General features: G+C 71.7%; 18 protein-coding genes and 1 pseudogene. 4 read left to right on the top strand and 15 right to left on the bottom strand.

Annotated features, from left to right (window positions below; translation table 11 throughout):
* Position 1: 1 nt before the first annotated feature.
* The 10 genes and pseudogenes from N8I84_RS14585 to N8I84_RS14540 form a co-directional block, all read right to left on the bottom strand.
* Positions 2 to 1,315, bottom strand: a pseudogene (locus N8I84_RS14585) (hypothetical protein); the annotation flags it as partial.
* Between the two features lie 86 nt (positions 1,316 to 1,401).
* The gene (locus N8I84_RS14580; protein WP_263229937.1) at positions 1,402 to 2,406 is read right to left on the bottom strand and encodes a glutamate ABC transporter substrate-binding protein; all 1,005 of its coding nucleotides are present in this window, start codon (positions 2,404 to 2,406) and stop codon (positions 1,402 to 1,404) included.
* A gap of 14 nt (positions 2,407 to 2,420) precedes the next feature.
* Positions 2,421 to 3,794 carry a hypothetical protein gene (locus tag N8I84_RS14575; protein ID WP_263229936.1) on the bottom strand — a complete coding sequence of 458 codons (1,374 nt, stop codon included), beginning with the start codon at positions 3,792 to 3,794 and terminating at the stop codon, positions 2,421 to 2,423.
* Between the two features lie 441 nt (positions 3,795 to 4,235).
* Positions 4,236 to 5,219 (bottom strand): N-acetylglucosamine kinase, encoded by a 984-nt coding sequence (locus N8I84_RS14570; protein WP_263229935.1) that lies wholly within the window; start codon positions 5,217 to 5,219, stop codon positions 4,236 to 4,238.
* Positions 5,210 to 6,475, bottom strand: coding sequence for a 6-phospho-beta-glucosidase (locus N8I84_RS14565; RefSeq protein ID WP_263229934.1), 1,266 nt, complete (start codon positions 6,473 to 6,475; stop codon positions 5,210 to 5,212). The genes N8I84_RS14570 and N8I84_RS14565 overlap by 10 nt, the downstream gene beginning before the upstream one ends.
* A gap of 10 nt (positions 6,476 to 6,485) precedes the next feature.
* The gene (locus tag N8I84_RS14560) at positions 6,486 to 7,379 is read right to left on the bottom strand and encodes a carbohydrate ABC transporter permease (protein WP_263229933.1); all 894 of its coding nucleotides are present in this window, start codon (positions 7,377 to 7,379) and stop codon (positions 6,486 to 6,488) included.
* Positions 7,380 to 7,381: 2 nt separating this feature from the next.
* Complete coding sequence (locus N8I84_RS14555; RefSeq protein ID WP_263229932.1) at positions 7,382 to 8,323, bottom strand: carbohydrate ABC transporter permease; 942 nt, start codon at positions 8,321 to 8,323, stop codon at positions 7,382 to 7,384.
* A 2-nt stretch (positions 8,324 to 8,325) separates the two neighbouring features.
* Positions 8,326 to 9,657, bottom strand: coding sequence for an ABC transporter substrate-binding protein (locus N8I84_RS14550; RefSeq protein WP_263229931.1), 1,332 nt, complete (start codon positions 9,655 to 9,657; stop codon positions 8,326 to 8,328).
* 86 nt (positions 9,658 to 9,743) lie between these two features.
* Complete coding sequence (locus N8I84_RS14545; protein ID WP_263229930.1) at positions 9,744 to 10,955, bottom strand: ROK family transcriptional regulator; 1,212 nt, start codon at positions 10,953 to 10,955, stop codon at positions 9,744 to 9,746.
* A 208-nt stretch (positions 10,956 to 11,163) separates the two neighbouring features.
* Positions 11,164 to 12,261 carry a mechanosensitive ion channel family protein gene (locus N8I84_RS14540; RefSeq protein ID WP_263229929.1) on the bottom strand — a complete coding sequence of 366 codons (1,098 nt, stop codon included), beginning with the start codon at positions 12,259 to 12,261 and terminating at the stop codon, positions 11,164 to 11,166.
* Positions 12,262 to 12,583: 322 nt separating this feature from the next.
* Here N8I84_RS14540 and N8I84_RS14535 point away from each other — a divergent pair, with 322 nt between their 5' ends.
* Complete coding sequence (locus N8I84_RS14535; protein ID WP_200417413.1) at positions 12,584 to 13,120, top strand: HNH endonuclease; 537 nt, start codon at positions 12,584 to 12,586, stop codon at positions 13,118 to 13,120.
* 72 nt (positions 13,121 to 13,192) lie between these two features.
* On the opposite strand, the gene N8I84_RS14530 is transcribed toward N8I84_RS14535, so the two are convergent.
* The 4 genes from N8I84_RS14530 to N8I84_RS14515 form a co-directional block, all read right to left on the bottom strand.
* Complete coding sequence (locus N8I84_RS14530; protein WP_263229928.1) at positions 13,193 to 13,930, bottom strand: ATP-binding cassette domain-containing protein; 738 nt, start codon at positions 13,928 to 13,930, stop codon at positions 13,193 to 13,195.
* On the bottom strand, positions 13,927 to 14,514 hold the full coding sequence (locus tag N8I84_RS14525; RefSeq protein ID WP_263229927.1) for a hypothetical protein: 588 nt from the start codon (positions 14,512 to 14,514) through the stop codon (positions 13,927 to 13,929). The genes N8I84_RS14530 and N8I84_RS14525 overlap by 4 nt, the downstream gene beginning before the upstream one ends.
* Positions 14,511 to 15,815: a DUF7224 domain-containing protein gene (locus tag N8I84_RS14520; RefSeq protein WP_263229926.1), complete on the bottom strand. Its 1,305-nt coding sequence runs from the start codon at positions 15,813 to 15,815 to the stop codon at positions 14,511 to 14,513. The genes N8I84_RS14525 and N8I84_RS14520 overlap by 4 nt, the downstream gene beginning before the upstream one ends.
* 85 nt (positions 15,816 to 15,900) lie before the next feature.
* Positions 15,901 to 16,335: a hypothetical protein gene (locus tag N8I84_RS14515; RefSeq protein ID WP_200417409.1), complete on the bottom strand. Its 435-nt coding sequence runs from the start codon at positions 16,333 to 16,335 to the stop codon at positions 15,901 to 15,903.
* Positions 16,336 to 16,636: 301 nt separating this feature from the next.
* On the opposite strand from N8I84_RS14515, the gene N8I84_RS14510 reads away from it, so the two are divergent.
* The 3 genes from N8I84_RS14510 to N8I84_RS14500 all read left to right on the top strand — a co-directional run bounded on the left by N8I84_RS14510 (position 16,637) and on the right by N8I84_RS14500 (position 19,377).
* Positions 16,637 to 16,876, top strand: coding sequence for a hypothetical protein (locus N8I84_RS14510; RefSeq protein ID WP_103842593.1), 240 nt, complete (start codon positions 16,637 to 16,639; stop codon positions 16,874 to 16,876).
* Positions 16,877 to 18,952: a 4-alpha-glucanotransferase gene (malQ, locus tag N8I84_RS14505; protein WP_263229925.1), complete on the top strand. Its 2,076-nt coding sequence runs from the start codon at positions 16,877 to 16,879 to the stop codon at positions 18,950 to 18,952.
* A gap of 185 nt (positions 18,953 to 19,137) precedes the next feature.
* The gene (locus N8I84_RS14500; protein WP_200417407.1) at positions 19,138 to 19,377 is read left to right on the top strand and encodes a hypothetical protein; all 240 of its coding nucleotides are present in this window, start codon (positions 19,138 to 19,140) and stop codon (positions 19,375 to 19,377) included.
* A gap of 122 nt (positions 19,378 to 19,499) precedes the next feature.
* Here N8I84_RS14500 and N8I84_RS14495 read toward each other — a convergent pair whose 3' ends face one another.
* Positions 19,500 to 20,072 (bottom strand): TetR/AcrR family transcriptional regulator, encoded by a 573-nt coding sequence (locus tag N8I84_RS14495; protein ID WP_263229923.1) that lies wholly within the window; start codon positions 20,070 to 20,072, stop codon positions 19,500 to 19,502.
* Positions 20,073 to 20,109 lie beyond the last annotated feature (37 nt).

The following is a 20,109-nucleotide window of genomic DNA, read 5'->3' as shown; positions in this document are numbered from 1 at the left end:
TCCCCCTCCGGTCGGCCGGTGCGCCCGGCTCGGGCACGCGCGCGCCGAGCAGTTCCGCGGCCGCCCGCTGGTAGCGCAGCACCGCCTGCTCGGCGGCCCTCAGGTCGCAGGGCGCGCTCCACAGCATGCGGCGGGCCGCGTCGTACCGCTCGACCAGCAGCGGGTCCTCCGCCAGGCCGTGCCGGGCCACCTTCGCCTTGTACGCGTCGAGGCGGCCGCGTAGCTCGGCGCGGACCGCGAGCGGCGCGGTGACCGCCGTCAGCGACTCACGGGCGCGCTGGAGTTCGTCCTCCGCCCTCTGCTCCAGCGAGTCAAGGAGCGGCGAGAGGCGGTGCCACTGGGCGTGCCTGCGGTACTCGGCGGCCGTCGCCAACTGCTCCTGCAGCGCGGTGGGCGGGCCGCTGACCGCGGGCACCTCCGAGGCGGCGATCTTCGCCAGCACCTCACCGCGCGCGCTGCGGGCCTCGGCCAGGGTGCGGTCGGCGCGGCTGAGCAGGTCGCGCAGTCTGACGAGCCGCTTCTCCGCGTCCTGACGTACCGTCAGTACTGCGTCGATCTCCCGGCGTACGTCCTCAAGGGCGCGTGCCTGGCGGTCGTACACCGTGGTGTCCGGCCTGCCGCCGCCGGGCGCCGAACTCCCCTGGGCCGGGACCCAGTACGCCAGCGGGTCGGAGACCACCTGCTCGCGCAGCCTGGTCAGGGTGCGGGTGATGCGCTCCAGGTCGTCGCCCGCCGGATGCTCACCGGGGCGTACGCCCACCGAGTGGGCGAGTTGACGCGTGCGCTGCAACTCCGCGGCCAGTAGATCGATCCGGGCGGGCAGCGCCGACCACACCGCGTCGGCGGCGACGACCATGTCCAGCGAGGACGCGTACAGGTCGTTCATCCGGTCCACGAGCTGCTCCAGGGTGAACTGCTCGCTGAGCCGGCCGGTGCCCGCCATGGTCGGCGCGTTCGCCGTCGCAGTGATGCCGCCCGCGACGGTGACGCTCGGGCCGCGCAGCAGTTCGGTCAGCTCGGCCAGGTCCTCGCGGCTCGACCAGCGCCTGCGGGAGCGGATGTCCCGCGCGGTGCGCAGCGTGTCCGTGTAGGCGTCGAAGTACGCCCACAGCAGGGTGATCGACGCCTCCGCCGACGCCCACCGCTCCTTGGTGACGCCGGTCAGCTCGGCGCCCTCGAGGAGTCTGCGGCCCGCGTGGTCCTGGAGGGCGAGGAGCGAGGTCTCTATGGCCTCGTGCTCCGCACCGAGCCGCGCCAGCGCACGGTCCACCTCGTCCCGGTCCAGCACCGGCCCGGTGGGTCCCGTGACGCCCATCGATCACCTCTCGCTCTCGTCGTTCCCCGCGCGCCTGTCCGGTGCGCCGGGGCAACTCTCCAGTGGTACCAGGTCGGTTGCGCGGTTCAGGTGGAAGGCGGCTGTGACGGCGTCGAGTCCTTGCCCAGCGTCTGGGACAGCCACCTGGTGTACGAGGCCTGCCAGCCGTTCTTGCGGTAGTCCTCGAGCACCTGGTTGACCCGGCGTACCAGATCCTTGTCATCCTTGTTCATCGCCACGCCGTAGTACTCGGTCGTGAAGGGCTTGCCCTTGAGTTCGACGGTCGGGTCCTGGGCGGCCTGACTGGCGGCGAGCGCGCCGTCGGTGACCACCGCGTCGACTTCGCCGAGTTGCAGTTTCACCAGGCAGTCGAGCTGGTTGGGGACGGTGGTGGAGATGTCGGCCGACGCGGCGAGCCGGCCGGACTTCCTGTCCTCGGTCAGCTTCGCGCCCGCGGTCGAACCCTGGGCCGAGCAGATCCTCTTGCCGGCGAGCGACGTGTCATAGCCCGTGATCGAGGAGGACTTGGGCGCGAGTACCTGCTGGCCGGTCGTGAAGTACGGCTCGGAGAAGGAGACGTCCGCCAGCCGGGCGCAGGTGATCGTCATGGTGCGCACCACCATGTCCACCTGGTGGTTCTTGATCGCCGGAATGCGCTGGTTGGTGGGGATGGCGTGGAAGCGGACGGCGTCCGGGCTGCCGATGACCTGCCGGGCGATCTCGCGGGCGAGGTCGATGTCGAAGCCCTCGAGGTCGCTGCCCTTGCTGTTGGGGTCGCGGTAGCCCCAGTGGTAGCTGTTCTGGTCGACGCCCACCGAGAGATAGCCGCGCTGTTTGATGGCCGTGACCGCCCGGCCCGTCTCGTCGCTCGACGGCGGCGGGCTCAGCCGCTCCGGGTGGCCGTCGCAGGAGTCGTCCTTGGCCTGGGTGGCCTGGGCGAGGCCCGGGCCGCCGGTGCTCGTGGAACCGTTCCCGCGCGGGTGGGTCAGCGGCAGCAGCAGCGCGAGGACCAGGGTGAGCGCACAGGCGACGAGCATCGCCGCCACGCCGCCCCAGCCCTTCACGCTCGCCCGCAGACGCCGTGCGATCATCGCCGCTCCCCCTCTCACCGGTACTCCGACAGCCTGCGCCCGATGCCGAGCACCGCGCCGGAGGCGCCCAGCACGGCGAGGACGGCCGCGCCCACCGGGAGCCCGGTCATGGCGTCCCGGCCGTCGCTCGCCGCCTGCACGAACTCACTCTCCTCGTGGTCCAGCGCCTTCGCCAGGTTCGCGTCCACGCTGTCGAAGCACTCGCCGGTGGGCTGGTCCGCCCTGGATCCGATGATCTTGTTCAGGGCCGCCTGGTAGTTGCCGTCGTCGTCGGCCGCCCGGGCCTGCTTGTGGCGCTCCTGCCACACCTTCATGTTGCCGGTGGCGGCCTTCACGGGCTGCTCGCCCGCCTGGTCGTCGGCGAGGGAGGCCGCCTTGGCGAGGGTCGTGCCGAGTGCGTCCATGTCCTGCTGGAACGCGTAGTCGTAGGCGTCCTCGACCGCCCCGCTCGGCAGCTTCTCGGTCTCGGCGCCGCGGCTGACCAGGGTCAGGTTCTCGTTGCCGCGCGCGTTCAGGGACGCGATACGGGCGTCGTGCAGCACGTTCAGCGAGCGGATGCCGTGCGCGTACGACGAGTTCAGGCCGGCGCGGGCGACGCTGTGGCCGGCGGCCAGCCACAGCAGGACGATCGCGGAGGCGGCCGTGGCGGCGACCAGACCGTGGTTGAGCACCCGGTTGGTCCGCAGGTAGTGGCGGCGCTGCGCCCAGCCGAGGGCGGCGAGCGCGAGGACGCCGAGGGCGAGGGCGAACCAGGGATACGGAGTGGCGCTCCTGTAGTCGGAGCGCAGCCGCTGGTTCTCCTTGGTGTACAGGTCCTGGGCGGCCGGCAGCATCTCCTGCTGCATCTTCTCGTTCGCCGCCCGCAGATAGGCACCGCCGACCGGGAAGCCCTGGCGGTTGTTGGCGCGGGCACGTTCGATGAGGCCCTTGTACTCCGGGAGCAGCGTGTTGAGCTTGGTGATGGTGGTCGCGGAGGGGGAGCCGGGCTCGGCGTTGGCCGCGGCGGTGACCAGCTTCGCGGCGGCCGTCCGGATGTCCTTCTCGTACCGGAGGGTGGTCGCGGCGGGTTCCTGGCCGCCCGCCAGGAAGCCGCTGGAGGCCGCGGTGTTGGCGTCGGCGAGGGAGCGGTAGATGTCGGCGGCGCCCGCGCTGAGCGGCTGGCTGCGGTGGAGTACGTCGTCGGCGGCGCCCGCGCGGTCGGTCATCTGCCAGGCGGTGACGGCGCCGAAGGATACGACGAGCAGGGCGAGGACGGCGCCGATGACGCGGAGCCGGCCGGGTTCGGTGGCGGCGGCGGCGCGCAGGCGGTCGGCGCCCTCGGCGAAGGCGGTGCGGCGGGGTGCGAGGGGCGTCGCCGGTGGGGCGACGCCGTGCTGCAGCTGTGTCACCTGACCTCCCCCTTGGCCATCCGTCGCGGCAAGTATCGCCGCGGGGGTGCTGTCCGCACAGGGCTTTGGGTGATCTTGTTGCTGAGCTGTGCCGTTGCGTTGCCCCTCCCCCCGCTCTTGAATACGCGTTCTGGTGGTGTTCGGTTCCCGGGGGTGGGCTGGGCCGGGGGAGGTCGCGCGACCCGGCGCCTACGGGGTGCCTCCCCCAGTGCCTTGACGGCCTGGGAGGTACCCCCAGCGCCCACCCGTGCCGCCCCAGCGGCACGACTGCCCGCAGCTACGGCGGCTCGACTGCCCGCAGCTAGGGCAGCTACGGCAGCTATGGCGGCTGCGGCGGCTGCCGCAGCTACCTGGCGCCCGGTGGCTTCGCTGCCACGGCTGGGTGGGCGGGAGCCCAGCGCACGGGCGCCCGCAGCCGCGCAGGCGCGACTTCCCGTCGGCTCAGCGGCCTTGCGGTCCCTCGTAGTACGCCCGTGCCCGTGCCTGGGCCTCCTTCGGGGCGTGTTCGTGGTCCAGGCCCAGTAGTGCCGCTCCCAGGACCGGGCGGGCCGTGACCACCTGGGGGACCGCCTTCGGGGCCCTCGACGCCAGGAGGTCCCTTACCGCGCCGTCCAGTCGGGGGTGCTGGGCCGCCAGGATGCTGCCGCCCAGTACGACCGGGGTCTCCTCCTCCAGGAGGTCCAGCCGCCTCAGCGCCACCGTCGCCATCGTGACCACCTCCTCCGCCAACCGGTCCACGACCGCGCGGGCCACCAGGTCGCCCTCCTCGGCCGTCGTGAACAGCACCGGGGTCAGCTCGTGGCGCCGGTCGTGGGCGATGTGCCCCAGGTGCAGCGCCTCGATGAGCGCGTACATCGAGGCGAGGCCGAAGTGCGCCGGCAGCGTGCGTGCCAGGGCGGTGGGGCCGCCGCGGCCGTCCTCCGCACGCGCCGCCCACCACATGGCCTCCTCCGCCAGGCCCCAACCGCCGCCCCAGTCGCCGGAGATGCGGCCGAGTGCGGGGAAGCGGGCGGTGCGTCCGTCGGGGCGCATGCCGACGCAGTTGATGCCGGCGCCGCAGACCACGGCGACGCCTCTCGGTTCGGCCACCCCGGCCCGCAGGATCGCGAACGTGTCGTTGCGCACCTCCACCGTCGTGCCCCACGCGCGCGCGTGCAGCGCGGCGGCCAGCTGTTCCTCCTCCACCGGCAGGTCGGCGTTGGCCAGGCAGGCCGAGACATGGGTGACCGAGGCGACCCCCGCCGCCGCGCAGGCCCGCTCGACGGCTTCAGCCAGGGCGTCCACCGCCGTCTCCACGCCCACGGCCGGCGGCCGGAACCCCCCGCCCCGCGCGGTGCCGAGGACCTCCCCGTCGGCGGCCACCACGGCGACGTCGGTCTTGCTGTTGCCCGCGTCGATGGCGAGGACACTTGCGGTCAGGCCCACGCGAGGTGCTCCCGGTTGTGCGCGATCAGTCGGTCGGTGAGGGCGTCGGCGTACTCGTACTGGCCGATCAGGGGATGGGCGAGCAGGGCGCGGAAGACGCGGTCCCGGCCGCCGCGCAGGGCGGCGTCCAGGGCCAGGTCCTCGTACGCCGTCACGTTCGCCATCAGCCCCGCGTACAGCGGGTCCACGGAAGGTACGGGCAGCGGGGTCGGTCCGTGCGGGCCGACGGCCGCCTGCACCTCGATCACCGCGTCGTCCGGAAGGAAGGGCAGCGTGCCGTGGTTGTACGCGTTCACTACTTGGTACGGCGAGCCGGACCCGCCGAGCAGCGCCGCCGCGAGGTCGACCGCGGCCTCCGAGTAGTAGGCGCCGCCCCGCCGGGCGAGCAGATCGGGCTTCTCGTCGAGCTCGGGGTCGCCGTACATCTGGAGCAACTCCCGTTCCATGGCGGCGACCTCGGCGGCGCGCGAGGGCTTCGTCCTCAGTTCCCGCACGACCTCGTCGTGCGCGTAGTAGTAGCGCAGGTAATACGACGGGACCACGCCGAGCCGGTTCACCAGGCTCCGGGGCAGGCGCAGATCGGCCGCGATCGCCTCGCCGTGCTCGGTGAGCAGCTTGGGCAGTACGTTCCCGCCCTCGGGACCGCCCAGGCGCACACCGGTCTCCCACGTGAGATGGTTCAGGCCCACATGGTCCAGGTGCACATCGGCGGGAGTGACCCCGAGCAGCGCGGCGAACTTCCGCTGGAAGCCGATCGCCACGTTGCACAGTCCGACGGCCCGGTGGCCCTCCTTCAGCAGGGCGCGGGTGACGATGCCGACCGGGTTGGTGAAGTCGATGATCCAGGCCTTCGGGTTGGTGCGGCGGACCCGTTCGGCGATGTCCAGGACCACCGGCACGGTGCGCAGCGCCTTGGCGAGGCCGCCCGCGCCGGTCGTCTCCTGACCGACGCAGCCGCACTCCAGCGGCCAGGTCTCGTCCTGCTGCCGTGCGGCCTGGCCGCCGACGCGCAGCTGGAGCAGCACGGCGTCGGCGCCCTCGACCGCCTCGTCCAGGTCGCCGGTCGTGACGACGCGTCCGGGATGTCCCTGCTTGGCGAAGATCCGTCGGGCCAGCCCGCCCACCAGCTCGAGGCGTTCGGCGGCCGGGTCGAGGAGGACCAGCTCCTCGACCGGCAGCGTGTCCCTCAGCCGTGCGAATCCGTCGATGAGTTCAGGTGTGTAGGTCGACCCTCCGCCGACCACGGTGAGTTTCATGTGTGGCTGACTAACCCTTCACTCCGGTGAGCGTGACGCCCTCGACGAACGCCCGCTGGGCGAAGAAGAACACGAGGATCACGGGGGCCATGACCAGCACGGTCGCGGCCATGGTCAGGTTCCAGTCGGTGTGGTGCGCGCCCTTGAACGACTCCAGGCCGTAACTCAGCGTCCAGGCGCCCGGGTTCTCGGAGGCGTAGATCTGCGGGCCGAAGTAGTCGTTCCAGGCGTAGAAGAACTGGAAGAGCCCGACGGCGGCGATGCCCGGCCGGGCCATGGGCAGCACGACCTTCAGCAGGGTCCGCAGGTCACCGCAGCCGTCGACCTTCGCGGCATCCAGGTACTCGTTCGGGATCGTCATCAGGAACTGGCGCAGCAGGAAGATGGAGAACGCGTCGCCGAACGCCATCGGGATGATCAGTGGCCACAGCGTGCCCGCCAGATCCAACTGCTTCGCCCAGAACAGGTACATCGGGATGATGATCACCTGCGGTGGCAGCATCATCATCGAGATCACCAGCATGAGGGACAGATTCCGGCCCCGGAAGCGGAACTTGGCGAGCGCGTACGCCACCGGAACGGACGACACGACGGTCAGGACGGTGCCCAGGCCGGCGTAGACCAGGGTGTTCCTCCACCAGGTGAGGAAGCCGGGTGTGTCGAACACCTTCCGGTAGTTGCCCCACTCCCAGGTGTGCGGGATCAGGTCGCGGCTGAGCGCCTGGCTGTCGCTCATCAGCGAGGTCAGCAGCACGAAAACGAAGGGCAGAGTGAAGAAGAGGGCGGCGGCCACGCCGAGGGAGTGGACCGCGACCCACTCCAGGGCGGCCCTGCGGCGGGCGGTGCGTGCGGCCGGCGAGGCGGGCGCCCGCACCCCCACCGGCTTGTCGAGCACTTGGGTCATGGTCAGTCACCTGCCAGGTTGAGGCCGCCCCGGCGCCGCATCAGGAACGCGGTGAACACCATGGACAGGGCGAACAGCACGAGCGCGACCACACAGGCGGAGCCGTAGTCGAAGCGCTGGAAGCCGAGGTTGTAGACGAGTTGGGGCAGGGTGAGCGTGGACTTCTCGGGGTAGCCCGGCTCGAACTGCGTGCCGGCGCCCTGGATGACACCGGAGGCGACCTTTCCGGCGATCAGGGGCTGTGTGTAGTACTGCATGGTCTGGATCACTCCGGTGACCACCGCGAACATCACGATCGGCGAGATGTTCGGCAGCGTCACGTACCGGAAGCGCTGCCAGGCCGACGCGCCGTCCAGTTCGGCCGCCTCGTACTGCTCCTGCGGCACGTCGAGCAGGGCGGCCATGAAGATGACCATCAGGTCGCCGATGCCCCACAGGGCGAGCAGGGTGAGGGCGGGCTTGGACCAGGAAGGGTCGTTGAACCAGCCCGGTGCCGGGATGCCGATCTTCTCGAGGATCGAGTTGACCGGGCCCGTACCCGGGTTGAGAAGGAAGGCGAACGCCATGGTGGCGGCGACGGGCGGGGCGAGGTAGGGCAGGTAGAACAGGGTGCGGAAGACGCCCGTACCCGTCTTGATCTTCGTGATCAGCAGTCCGACGCCGAGCCCGAAGAGGACCCGCAGGCTGACCATGATCACGACCAGCCACAGGGTGTTGCGCAACGCGGGCCAGAAGTAGGGGTAGTTCTCGAAGACGTACGTCCAGTTCTTCGCTCCGCTCCACGTCGGCGGCCGGAAGCCGTCGTAGTGCATGAACGAGAAGTAGACCGTCGAGATCAGCGGGTACGCGAAGAAGACCGCGAAGCCGATCAGCCAGGGCGACATGAAGGCGGCCGTCCGAAGCGCCGCCCTGCGGCGCTTCGAGGCGAGGGTGATCGTGCTCATCGCTACTTGGCCTGCGCGATGTCCGTGTCGATCTGCTGGGCGGTCTTCTGCAGAGCGGCCTTCAGATCGGTGACCTTGCCGCTCTCGTAGTCGTATCCGAGCTGCTGGATCGTCGTGAGGTACACGCCGCCGTTGACCGAGGCGGGGGTGGTCGTGGAGTTCGGGTTCGCGGCGATGTCCAGGAACGTCTTGAAGCGCGGGTCGTACTTCAGCTTCGGGGACTTCAGGGCCGCCAGGGTGGAGGGCACGTTGTGGATGGCGTTGGAGAAGTTCACCACCGCGTCCGTGTCGGTGGTCATGTACTTCACCAGTTCCCAGGCCGCGTTCTGCTTGGTGCTGGTGGCGGCGATACCGGCGATCGTGCCGGTGATGTAGCCCTTGCCGTACTGGGAGGCCTGGTCGTCGGGGACGGGCAGCGGGGCGACCCCGATGTCGAAGTTCGGCTTGGCGTCCAGGGCCATGCCCAGGCGCCACTCGCCGTCGAGCTGCATGGCGACCTGACCGGTGTGGAAGGGGTGCTTGGGACCCCATTCGTCACCGAGCTTCGAGCGGTACCTCTCCAGCTTCTGGTAGCCGCCGAGTTCGTCGACCAGCTTCTTCTGGAGCGTGAAGCCGGCGGTGAAGGCGGGGTCCTCGGCGAGGTTCGACTTGCCGTTCTTGTCGAAGTAGGTGGGGGAGAACTGCGCGAAGTAGTGCTCGGTCGTGGTCTCCCAGCCGTGGTAGTCCGGCATGAACCCGAGCTGCTTGTAGCCGTCGCCGTCGGGGACGGTCAGCTTCTTGGCGTCGGTCTCGAATTCGGACCATGTCTTCGGCGGGGCCGCGATGCCCGCCTTCTCGAAGGCGGTCTTGTTGTAGTAGAGCCCGTACGCATCGCCCAGCAGCGGCACCGTGCAGCGGTTGCCGTCGAACTGGGTGTACTCGTTCATCGCCTTCGGGAAGGTCGTGGACGGGTCGACGCCGGCCTTCTTGAAGAACGGGTTCAGGTCGACCAGGGCGCCCGAGGAGCAGAACTTGCCGACGTTGTTCGTGGTGAAGGACGAGATGACGTCGGGAGCCTTGTCGCCGCCGGTGCGCAGCGCCTGGTTGATCTTGTCGTCGGTCATGTTGGCGACGACGTTGACATGGATGTTGGGGTGCGCCTTCTCGAAGCCGGCGATCAGCGCGTTCACGGCCTTGGTCTCGTTCGGCGCGCTCCAGGCGTGCCAGAAGTTGATGGTGGTCTGCTTGGAGGCGTCGTCACTCGCGCCGGAGGAGGACTGGCCGGTGCAGGCGGTCGTGAGGAGAGCGACCGACGCGGTCAGGGCAAAGGCGACTTTTCGGACTGTTTCGGGCATGACGGGGTCTCCCTGGGACGGGCGGGGTGTGGTTCGACCGGAGCGGGTGCCGGGCAGGGGTGGAACCGGGGTGGGGACCCGGGGACTCAGCGCGAGGTGTCGAAGACCTCGTCGCGGGTGGCGGCGAGGGCGCTCTCCAGCGCCCCGCGCAGCACGGGGTGTTCACGCACGTCGCCTACGACGAGGCGTGGCCGGGATGCGGCCAGCTCCTCCAGTTCGGCCTGGAGCAGGCCCCGCAGCGGCTCGCCCCCGGCGGTGAGGGAGGCGCCGCTGAGGACGACGAGTTCGGGGTCGAGCACGGAGACGAGCGAGGCCAGACCGGTGGCCAGTCGGGTCGCGTACGTCTGAAGGAGCCGCCGGTGGGGACCGGTGGCGCTGTCGGCGGCCCGGGCGACGAGGGTGGCGGCGACCTCGGCGTACGGGCCGGTGGGCACGTCGTCGATGCCGAGTTCGCGGGCCAGTACCGGGATGGTCTGGGAGCCGGCCAGTTCCTGGAAGCCGCCGCTGTTGGCCTTGGCGACGTGGCGGACCAGGGGTGCGCCGGGCACCGGCAGGAACCCGACCTCGCCCGCGCCGCCGGTCCAGCCGCGGTGCAGGCGTCCGCCGAGGACGAGGGCGGCGCCGAGACCGCCCTCGCTCCACAGCAGGACGAAGTCGTCGTGGCCCCTGGCCGCGCCCAGGCGCTGCTCGGCGAGGGCGACGAGGTTGACGTCGTTCTCGTACTCGACCGGCATCGGCAGGGCGGCGGCGAGTTCCTCCAGCAGCGTGGGGGAGTGCCAGCCGGGCAGGTGGGAGGCGTAGCGCAGGCGGCCGGTGTTGGGGTCGAAGGCGCCCGGGGTGCCTATGACCACCCGGTGCACGTCGGAGGCGGCGAGCCCGGCGGCCTTCACGGCGCCGTCGAGGGCGTCCGTGACCTGCCGTACGACGGGTTGCGCCGCGCGGCGGCCGGGGGTGGCCAGCTCGAACTCGCCGACCGTCCGGCCCGTGATGTCGGCGACGGCGGCGAGGATGCGCTCGGGGGTGACGTCCAGGCCGGCGACATGGGCGGCGGCCGGGTTGACGACGTACAGCTGGGCGCTGGGGCCCGGGCGGCCCTCGCTGGTGCCGGTCATCAGGACGAGTCCGGCGGCCTCGAGACGGGCGAGCAGCTGGGAGGCGGTGGGCTTCGACAGGCCGGTGAGCTTGCCGATGCGGGTGCGGCTGAGCGGGCCGTGCTCCAGGAGCAGGTCCAGGGCGGCGCGGTCGTTCATGGCGCGCAGCACCCGGGGGGTGCCCGGTGTACCGGCGGATCCTGCCATGCGTGTCGCCACCTGCCTTTCAACGGCCCAGCTTCTCAGCGAGGGCGCGGGGAAGTCCACCGAGCGCTCGTTTCCGGTCACTGTTAGGAAAGTTTCCTATTGGTGAGAGGACCGTAGGCGCCGTGTCCCGGAGGCGTCAATACCCCACGGAAAAGGGCGCCCGGAGATTTCCGGGCGCCCTGTCGGGTCGTACGAGCCGTCGGCCGTGCTACTTGGCGGCCGGGCGCGGTGGCGGGATCGGTGAGGCGGCCTCGGACTGCGGGGAGTCCGGGTTCGAGTGGACCGACGGGGGTGCCACCGGGGCCGTGGAGTCGTCGGCCTCCTCCTCCGCGAGGGTTGCGGGCAGGCCGCCCACGATGCGGATGTCCTCCTCGTCGAAGGCCCGCTTGACGCGCCAGCGCAGCTCGCGCTCCACCGCCCGTGCCTTGCCCGGCATGGTCTTGGCCGAGAGACGGACCACCATGGAGTCGATCAGCACGCTGTCCAGTCCGAGCACCTCGACGGGGCCCCAGAGGATCTCGTTCCAGGGCTCGTCCTTGCTCATCCGCTCGGCCACCGTGTCCAGGACCGCCTTCACCCGGTCCAGGTTCTCGCTCGCGCGGACGGTGACGTCCACCCCGGCCGTCGCCCAGCCCTGCGAGAGGTTGCCGATGCGCTTGACCTCGCCGTTGCGGACGTACCAGATCTCGCCGTCGGCACCGCGCAGCTTCGTCACCCGCAGGCCGACCTCGATCACCTCACCCGAGGCCACACCCGCGTCGATGGTGTCCCCGACGCCGTACTGGTCCTCGAGGATCATGAACACGCCGGACAGGAAGTCCGTGACCAGGTTGCGGGCGCCAAAACCGACCGCGACACCCGCGACACCCGCCGAGGCCAGCAGCGGGGCCAGGTTGATCTGGAAGGTCGCCAGCACCATCAGCGCCGCGGTGCCCAGGATCAGGAAGCTCGCCACCGAGCGCAGCACCGATCCGATGGCCGCCGCGCGCTGCCGGCGGCGCTCGGCGTTGACCAGCAGGCCGCCCAGCGAGGTGCCGTTCGCCGTCGCCTCGCTGCTGCGGTTCATGCGCTCGATGAGCTGGGTGATCGCGCGCCGTACCGCCACTCTCAGCACTGCCGCGATGACCAGGATCAGGATGACCCTGAGGCCTATCGCGAGCCAGGTCGACCAGTTCTGCTCGACCCAGCTCGCGGCGTGGTTCGCGCTCTCCTGGGCGTCCTGGAGCGTGGGAACCGCCGGAGCCGTCGACTCCGTCGGGGACGGAGACGGTGTGGCGCCGGCGGCCGGTAGGGCGGGCAGGGACACGGCGGGTACCTCCAGTGCGTCTGCCTCCGGTGGGGGCGGTCAAGGTCGTCGAGGTCACGGAAAGGTCACCGGACGGCAGGAGCACCACACTAACGGGGCATCGTGTGGGGATCATGACGATGTCCCGTGGAGAGACCGTGTCACCTGGGAGTTCACCAGGTGAAGCAGGGGGGCGCGCGCCCGGTGGCGCCCCGGGTGTGGTCGAAAACACTCCCAGCCCGTTACCGGGACATGGTGGCGCTTCCACCAGGCATGAGGGGAGACTGGCTCTCAGATCGTCCCGGCGCGAGCCACGCGCCGCCGGCGTACAAGGAGGGCATCCGTGCCGCACGTCCTGGTCCTCAACGCGTCGTACGAGCCACTCGGCGTCGTACCGCTCCGCCGCGCGCTCGTCCTCGTCCTCGAGAACAAGGCCGTCTGCCTCGAGGAGTCCGGCGCCTACCTGCACAGCGCGACCGTCACTGTCCCCGCACCCAGCGTGGTCCGGCTGAAGCGATTCGTACGGGTTCCCTACCGTGGGCCCGTTCCTCTCACCCGTCGCGCGCTCTTCGCCCGCGACGGCGGCCGGTGCATGTACTGCGGTGGCGTCGCAACCAGCGTCGACCACGTCATCCCGCGCAGCCGCGGTGGTCAGCACGTCTGGGACAACGTGGTGGCCTCCTGCCGCCGCTGCAACCACGTGAAGGCCGACCGCCACCTCGTCGAGCTGGGCTGGCGGCTGCGCCACAAACCCGCCCCGCCCACCGGCCTGGCCTGGCGCATCATCGGCACCGGCCATAGGGACCCGCGCTGGCTGCCATACCTGCAGCCGTACGGCGCGGACGACGCCTTGGCCCGGATCGACGGCATTTCCGCCTGAGGATCCGGGCCTTCGTGTTCGCGGGGGCGACCCGCGGCGGCATGCCGCGGGTCGCCCCCGGGCTGTACTGGCCTACGGCTCCCCGTGGCCCAGGAGAGCGGTGTACGCACCCTCCGCGGCACGTCCCTGGGGGACGTCGGCCGGGGTGTGGGCGAGGAAGGACTCGGTGGTGCCGGAGTGCAGGATCCGGCCGGCCTCCAGAACGGTGACGTGGTCGGCCTCCTCGGCGAGGTCCGCGACATCGTGCGTGGACATGAGCACGCGCACGTCCTCCCTCAGACCGGCCAGGATGTCCCGGAAGACCCGGCGCTGACGCGGGTCCATGCCGGCCGTCGGCTCGTCCAGCAGGAGCACCCTGGCGTCGTGCACCAGGGCCGCCGCCACCCCCACCCTGCGCAGCTGGCCGCCGGAGAGGCGGGTGGTGCGCTCGTCGGCCTTGTCGGACAGCTCGACGCGCTGCAGCGCCCGGCGCGCCTGCGACCAGGCGTCGCCGCGGTTCATCCCCTTGAGCCAGCCGATGTAGGCGACGTACTCCCGGGCAGTCAGGGAGGCGAGCGGGGTGATGGTCTGCGGCATCCAGGCGACGGCCTTGCGGAACTCCTTGCTGCCGGCGCGCAGCCTGCCGAAGGAGACCGAGCCCGACTCCGGAACGACGACGGAGGCGGACATCTTCAGCAGCGTCGACTTCCCCGCGCCGTTGGGGCCCAGCAGGATGGTCAGGCCGCCGGGCAGTGCGTAGCTGAAGTCGCTGAGCACGGGCCTCTTGCGCCGCCCGTAGGAGTAGGTGCAGTCGGCGAGTACCAGGGTCATGGCTGATTCCTAGGGGAGCGTAGCTGGGCGGCGATGCCGGCGGCGAGGGCCAGGACGGCGGCGATCGCGGCGTGCGGAGCGCCGAGCGGTTCCGGGACGATCGCCCAGAAGTACGGGTCCGTGAAGGTGCGGAAGCCCACCAGGACGACGGCCATGACCCAGGCGACCGGCACCATGACGGCGGGCGTGCCGACCAGGGCGTGGAAGCAGAGCATCAGACCGGTGAGGAAGGCGGTGTTGCGGCCCACCGCCCAGGCGGCGGAGGAGCCCGTGAGGGCGCCGACCGCGAAGCCGACGAGCAACGAGGCCGCGACGACCGAGAGGACCAGCAGGGTGTCCAGCCGTCGTACCGGCCGGATCCCCGAGCCCTCCGGCGCCGGGAGCCGGGAGTCCAGGCAGCGTGCCACCGCGGCGACCGGCACGATCGCGACGAAGGTCATCACCTGGGTCTGGGTGCCGCCCGACAGGCTGATCGACGGCAGCAGGGCCGTCGTGTCCTGGAAGACGAGCGTCAGTGCGGCCAGTCCGGCGAGGCTCGCGGGAAGCACCACGTGGGCCTGGCGCGCCTTGAGCCACCAGATCACGCGGCCCCTCCGTTCTCGGCCTTCGCGCAGGCCGCGGTCAGCTGCCGGCGGTACCAGCGGGTCTGCTCCGGCCCGGGCTTGCCGAGCACGGCACGCACCTGCCGCTGGAGTGCCGAGCGCTGCTCGGTGCCGTAGAACGGGTCCTGCGCCAGGAGCTTCTGGAGCGTCTTCGACTCACCGGTCCGCTCGGCCGCCCATCCGACCACGACCCGGGTGGTGGCGAGGTCGGGCCGGCGGCAGGGGAAGGCGATCGCGCTGCGCACGATCTGGTAGCGGACGGTTCCGCGCTCGGCGCCCTTGGTCAGCCCCACCCGCCAGGTGCTCCCGGTGGAGGCCGAGTGGCCGGGTCCGGCGGCGAGCGTGTCGGTGACCAGCTTCGGAGGGGTCCGCGTGATGCCTGCGGCTGCCAGGTCCTTGAGGGCGCTCGCCACGTCGGTGTGCACGGCGTCCAGGTCGTCCGCCGTCACCTCCGGCATGCAGACCTGCGGCGCCGTGCCCGTGCAGGACATGGCGACCTCACCCTTGGCCAAGGGAGGCATGGGGCCCCAGTCCCGGGTGATGGAGAAGGCGCTCACCGCACAGGCGCCCGCGAGACAGACGGCGAGCGCCCCGCGCAGCGCGGGCCGGCGCAGCGCGGACCAGGACGACCACAGGAGCGCGACCGCCAGTGCCAGACCGCAGGTCGGCAGGGACTGGGCGAGCATGGAGGTCCAGGTCGCGGCTTCGCCGAAGCCCAGGGTCGCGGGGTACTGGCCGCTGATCTGGCGCCACCAGAACGTGTCGAGGGTGACCGACGTCGCCACCAGCAGCCAGACCGCCACGGCCAGGACGGGCGCAGCGAAGACGGGCTTCGTCCGCAGTCCCACGGCGAAGCCGATCACCGAGTGCGCGACGCACACGAGCAGGGCCATCAGCAGCGGCCGCAGGCTCACGAGGGTGGGCGTCGCACCTTCCTGGGCGAACGCCATGGACACCGGAAGGAGCAGCAGCAGCCAGGCCACGGCGATCACGGGCCCGAGCGCATCGGCGGCTATCCGGTAGCGGGAGCGGGCCGGGGCGAGCTGCCAGACGGCGCCCTGAGCCAGACGTCCGCTCTCCCAGGCGCCCAGGGCGGCGGCCAGGGCGTAGGCGAACGGGTACATGGACGCCAGCGGGTAGGCGACCAGGGTCGGGGCGTAGCCGTAGCTCGACGCGGAGATCGGGCCGGCGGTGACCTCGTAGTAGTAGAAGAGGGCCAGCGCGATCGCGACGGGGAAGGCCCACAAGGCGCTGCTGGCGCGCAGCCGCGTGCGAAGTCTCACGGATGTCCTTGGGTGGGGGGCGGGGAGGGGCGCTCCCCGGGCGGTGCCCGGTGAACGCCCCTCCCCTCCTCGGGTGATCGGCCGTTCAGTCCGCCTGGGTGGTGTCGACGTAGACGGTGCTGACGTTGAGCAGACAGCAGGAGCCGCCCTGGGCGATCTTGTCCGCCTCGAAGTAGAAGTCACCCGACGGCAGGCCGGTCCACTCGCCGTTGCTGGTGTAGCCCGAGCCCTTGAAGCAGTTGGTGAACGTCTTGCTGCCGTAGCTCGGGTCGGTCGCCAGCGGCTTGTCCTGCCACATCTTGACGACGACCGAGTCCTGGGTGCCGTACTGGGCGAAGCAGTTGGTGAACTGGACCTGCGAGTAGCTCTCGTCCGCCCAGCGGCGGGACTCGTTGCCGTCGGTCCAGCTGCTGATGTAACTGGTCCAGTTGGCGGCGGCCGAGGGCGCGTTGATCAGGCCGAGGGAAGCCACGGCGGCGGCGGCCAGAGCCGCCCGGCGTATGGTGGTCACGGAACGCATGTCTGTTACTCCTCACCAGGTTGCGGATCATGTGCTCCGGAGGCGGATGTGCCTCCTGGCCCCTTCGGACCGGGCAGGGTCCGGAGGGGCCTTTAAAGATCACTTAACTTCTTCACCTTGTCAACAACGTTTGTTTTCTTGCCTTTTACCTTTCTGTGGGGTGTCGGCGACCCGGGGAGGCGGCGCGGCAGTACGTTTTGTGACCAGACCCACGTTGTCCGTCCTCACACGTCTGCGCACGCGCCCACTGGGTAGGGCTGCACTCACCCGCAGAACGTCGCACGACGACAAGGAGGCCCCCGTGGCCGCACCGGCACACCATCCGCTCCCGACCCTGTCCAAACGTCGCGCGGAACCGTCCGCCGCCCCCCGGGCCCCGATCGGCGTCCTCAGCGCGGAGGGCGCCCGCACCCAGGCGCCGCTGACCAGCGAGCCGCCGCTGCCCGACGCCGAGCCCCTCACCAGCGAACCCCCGCTCGCCGACGTCGCCCCCCTGACAAGTGAGCCTCTGGCCGCCGGCCCGGACCCCATGGGGTACTAGATGACACCGGCGGCCCCCGCGCGCGACGACACGCCCCTGTTCCGGCTCGCCGCGCTGCACGGCGTCGCCACCTCCTACCGCCCCTCCCCGGACCGTACGGTCACGGCCTCGGACACCGCGGTCACCGCCGCCCTCGCCGCGCTCGGCGTGGACGCGAGCACCCCGGACGCCGTGGGTGACGCCCTGGCCGCCCGTGAAAGCGAGCTGCGGGCACGGCTGCTGCCCCCGACCGTGGTCGGCTGGGGCGGCGAGCCGCCCGCCGCACTCGCCGCCCTCCCGGACGGCACCCGGGTGCGCGTCGAGACCGAACAGGGCGAGACGCGCGCCTCCGCCGACGACCTCCCGCCCGGCGTGCACACCCTCCACGTCACCGCCCCCGACGGCCGCACGGCCGAGGCCCACCTCATCGCCGCCCCCGCCCGGCTGCCCGCGCCGCCGGGGCGCTCCTACGGACTGCTCGTCCAGCTCTACTCCCTGCTCTCCCGCCGCTCCTGGGGCATGGGCGACCTCGGCGACCTGACCGAGCTCACCGCCTGGGCCGGACGTGCGCTCGGCGCGGGGTTCGTGCAGGTCAACCCCTTGCACGCGGCCGTAGCCGGCGCTCCCACCGACCCGTCCCCCTACCGCCCCTCCTCCCGTCGCCACCCGGACCCCGTGCACCTGCGCGTCGAGGACATCCCCGAGTTCCCCTACGCCGAGGACCGCTCCCGCATCCGGACGCTGCTGGAGCGCGCCGCGCGGCTGCGCGAATCCGTCCTCGACAAGGGCGAGTTGATCGACCGCGACGCCGTGTGGCAGCTCAAACGCGAGGCGCTGGAGCTCGTGCACGCCGTCCCGCTGGGGCCGGGACGGCGCGCCGCCTACGCCGACTTCCTCGCCGAGCAGGGCCAGGAGCTGGAGGACCACGCCACCTGGTGCGCGCTCGCCGAGCTCTACGGCCCGGACTGGCACGGCTGGCCCACCCGGCTGCGCGACCCCCGCTCGGCCGCGACCGGTCGCGCCCGCGCCGAGCTGATGGACCGCGTCGACTTCCACAGCCGGCTCGCCTGGCTCACCGACGCCCAGCTCGCCACCGCCCAGCGCACCGCCCGCGACGCCGGAATGCCGGTCGGGCTGATCCACGACCTCGCGGTCGGCGTGCACCCGGGCGGTGCCGACGCCTGGGCCCAGCAGGAGTACCTGGCGTCCGGGATGTCGGTGGGCGCCCCGCCGGACGCCTTCAACCCGCGCGGCCAGGACTGGGGCCTGCCGCCCTGGCGCCCCGACCGGCTCGCCGCCTCCGGCTACGCCCCCTACCGCCGGCTGCTGCGCGCCCTGCTGCGGCACGCGGGCGCCCTGCGCATCGACCACGTCATGGGCCTGTTCCGGCTGTGGTGGGTGCCCCAGGGGCAGCCGCCCACCGAGGGCACCTACGTCCGCTACGACGCCGAGGCCATGCTCGCCGTCCTGGTACTGGAGGCCTCTCGCGCCGGGGCGCTGGTCATCGGCGAGGACCTCGGGACGGTGGAGCCCGGGGTGCGCGAGACGCTGCACGAGCGCGGGGTGCTCGGCACGTCCGTCCTGTGGTTCGAACGGGACTGGGAGGGCAACGGGCAGCCGCTGCCGCCGGAACGCTGGCGCGCCGACTGCCTGGCCACCGCCACCACCCACGACCTGCCGCCCACCGCCGCCCGGCTCAGCGGAGAGCACGTCGAACTGCGCGACCGGCTCGGCCTGCTCACCCGCCCCCTGGCCGAGGAGCGCGCCGAAGCCGCCGCCGAGACCGGCCAGTGGCTCGCCCTGCTGTCGCGGCTCGGCCTGCTCGAAGGGGGCAGCGGCGGGAACTCGGCGGTGTCGGAGGAGAGGGAGATCCAGGCCGTCCACCGCTTCCTGCTGCGCACCCCCGCCCGGCTGGTCGGCGTCTGGCTGCCCGATGCGGTCGGCGACCGCCGCCCGCAGAACCTGCCGGGCACCTGGGACCAGTACCCGAACTGGCGCCTGCCGATCGCGGACGCGCAGGGACGCCCGGTGACGCTGGAGGACCTGGCGGCCTCGCCGCGGCTGTATGCGCTGATGGATGTGGTACGGGGCCGGTAGGCGCGGTACGGCACCTCGGCGGCCCCGGTACGGCGCCCCTGTGACCGGAACGGGACCTCGGCGGCCCCGGTACGGCGCCCCGGCGGCCCCGGTACGGCGCCCCGGCGGCCCCGGTACGGCGCCCGGGGCGCCCGGTACGGCACCCCGGGCGCGCGGGCCGTTCGGGCGTTCGCTACTTTTGCACCGTGGACAAGAAGAACGCCCTGCGCGCCGGCGCCCTGGCCGCCGGTACGACGCTGATGATGCTGCTCATGTCGTCCCCCGCGCTCGCGCTGACCCGCGACGACGGCGACGACCCCGGCAAGGGCCTGAGCGTGGCCGACACGCTGGGGCTGTTCGTGGCGGCGCCCATCGTGCTGTTCCTGGTCATCGCGGGCCTGGTCATGGTGACCGACAAGACCCGCAAGGAGACCAAGCAGGGCTGACGCCCACACGGTCGTACTCTCCGCCGAGGGAGTCCGCGCACCGGACGGGGGCGTGGGCTCCCTCGGCGTGTTCGTAGGCCCGCGGCTCCGCGGGCCTACCGTCGTTCTCCACACCTTCGGGTCTACGGATGCGGTGCGGTGAGGTAGCGCCGCAGCGTGGGGGCCAGCCAGGCCACCACCTCCTCGCGGGCCAGAGTGACGGCCGGCGGGATCTTCAGGACGTACCGGGCGAACGCCATCCCGACGACCTGCGAGGCGGCGAGCCCGGCCCGGGTGGGCGCCTGCTCGGGATCGGGGCAGGTCTGCCGCGCGACCGGCAGCAACTGGTCCCGGAAGATCTCCTGGAGCCGCCGGGCCCCCGCCGGATTGGTGACGCCCACGCGCAGCAGTGCGGTGAGCGCGTCGTGGTTCTCCTCCCAGAGCGTCAGGAAGTGGTTCACCAGGACCACGCCCACATCGTGGACGGGCACTCCCCTCAGGTCGGGCAGGCGCAGATCGACGTCGAGCACCGCGTCGAAGAGACCCTCCTTCGAGCCGTAGTAGCGCATCACCATGGACGGGTCGATCCGCGCGTCCCTGGCGATCGCGCGGATGGTGGTGCGCTCATAGCCGTCGGAGGCGAAGCGTTCCCGGGCGGCGGCGAGGATCGCGCCGCGGGTGGCGTCGGAGCGGCGGGGTGGGGGCTTCTCGGGCATGCCAACAACCGTAGGCCAACAGGTGTTGACCGTCCAC

It is taken from the genome of Streptomyces cynarae (assembly GCF_025642135.1).
Taxonomy (GTDB): Bacteria; Actinomycetota; Actinomycetes; order Streptomycetales; family Streptomycetaceae; genus Streptomyces; species Streptomyces cynarae.
Note: the sequence above shows the minus strand (reverse complement) of the source record. Positions and strands in the feature narration are given on the sequence as shown.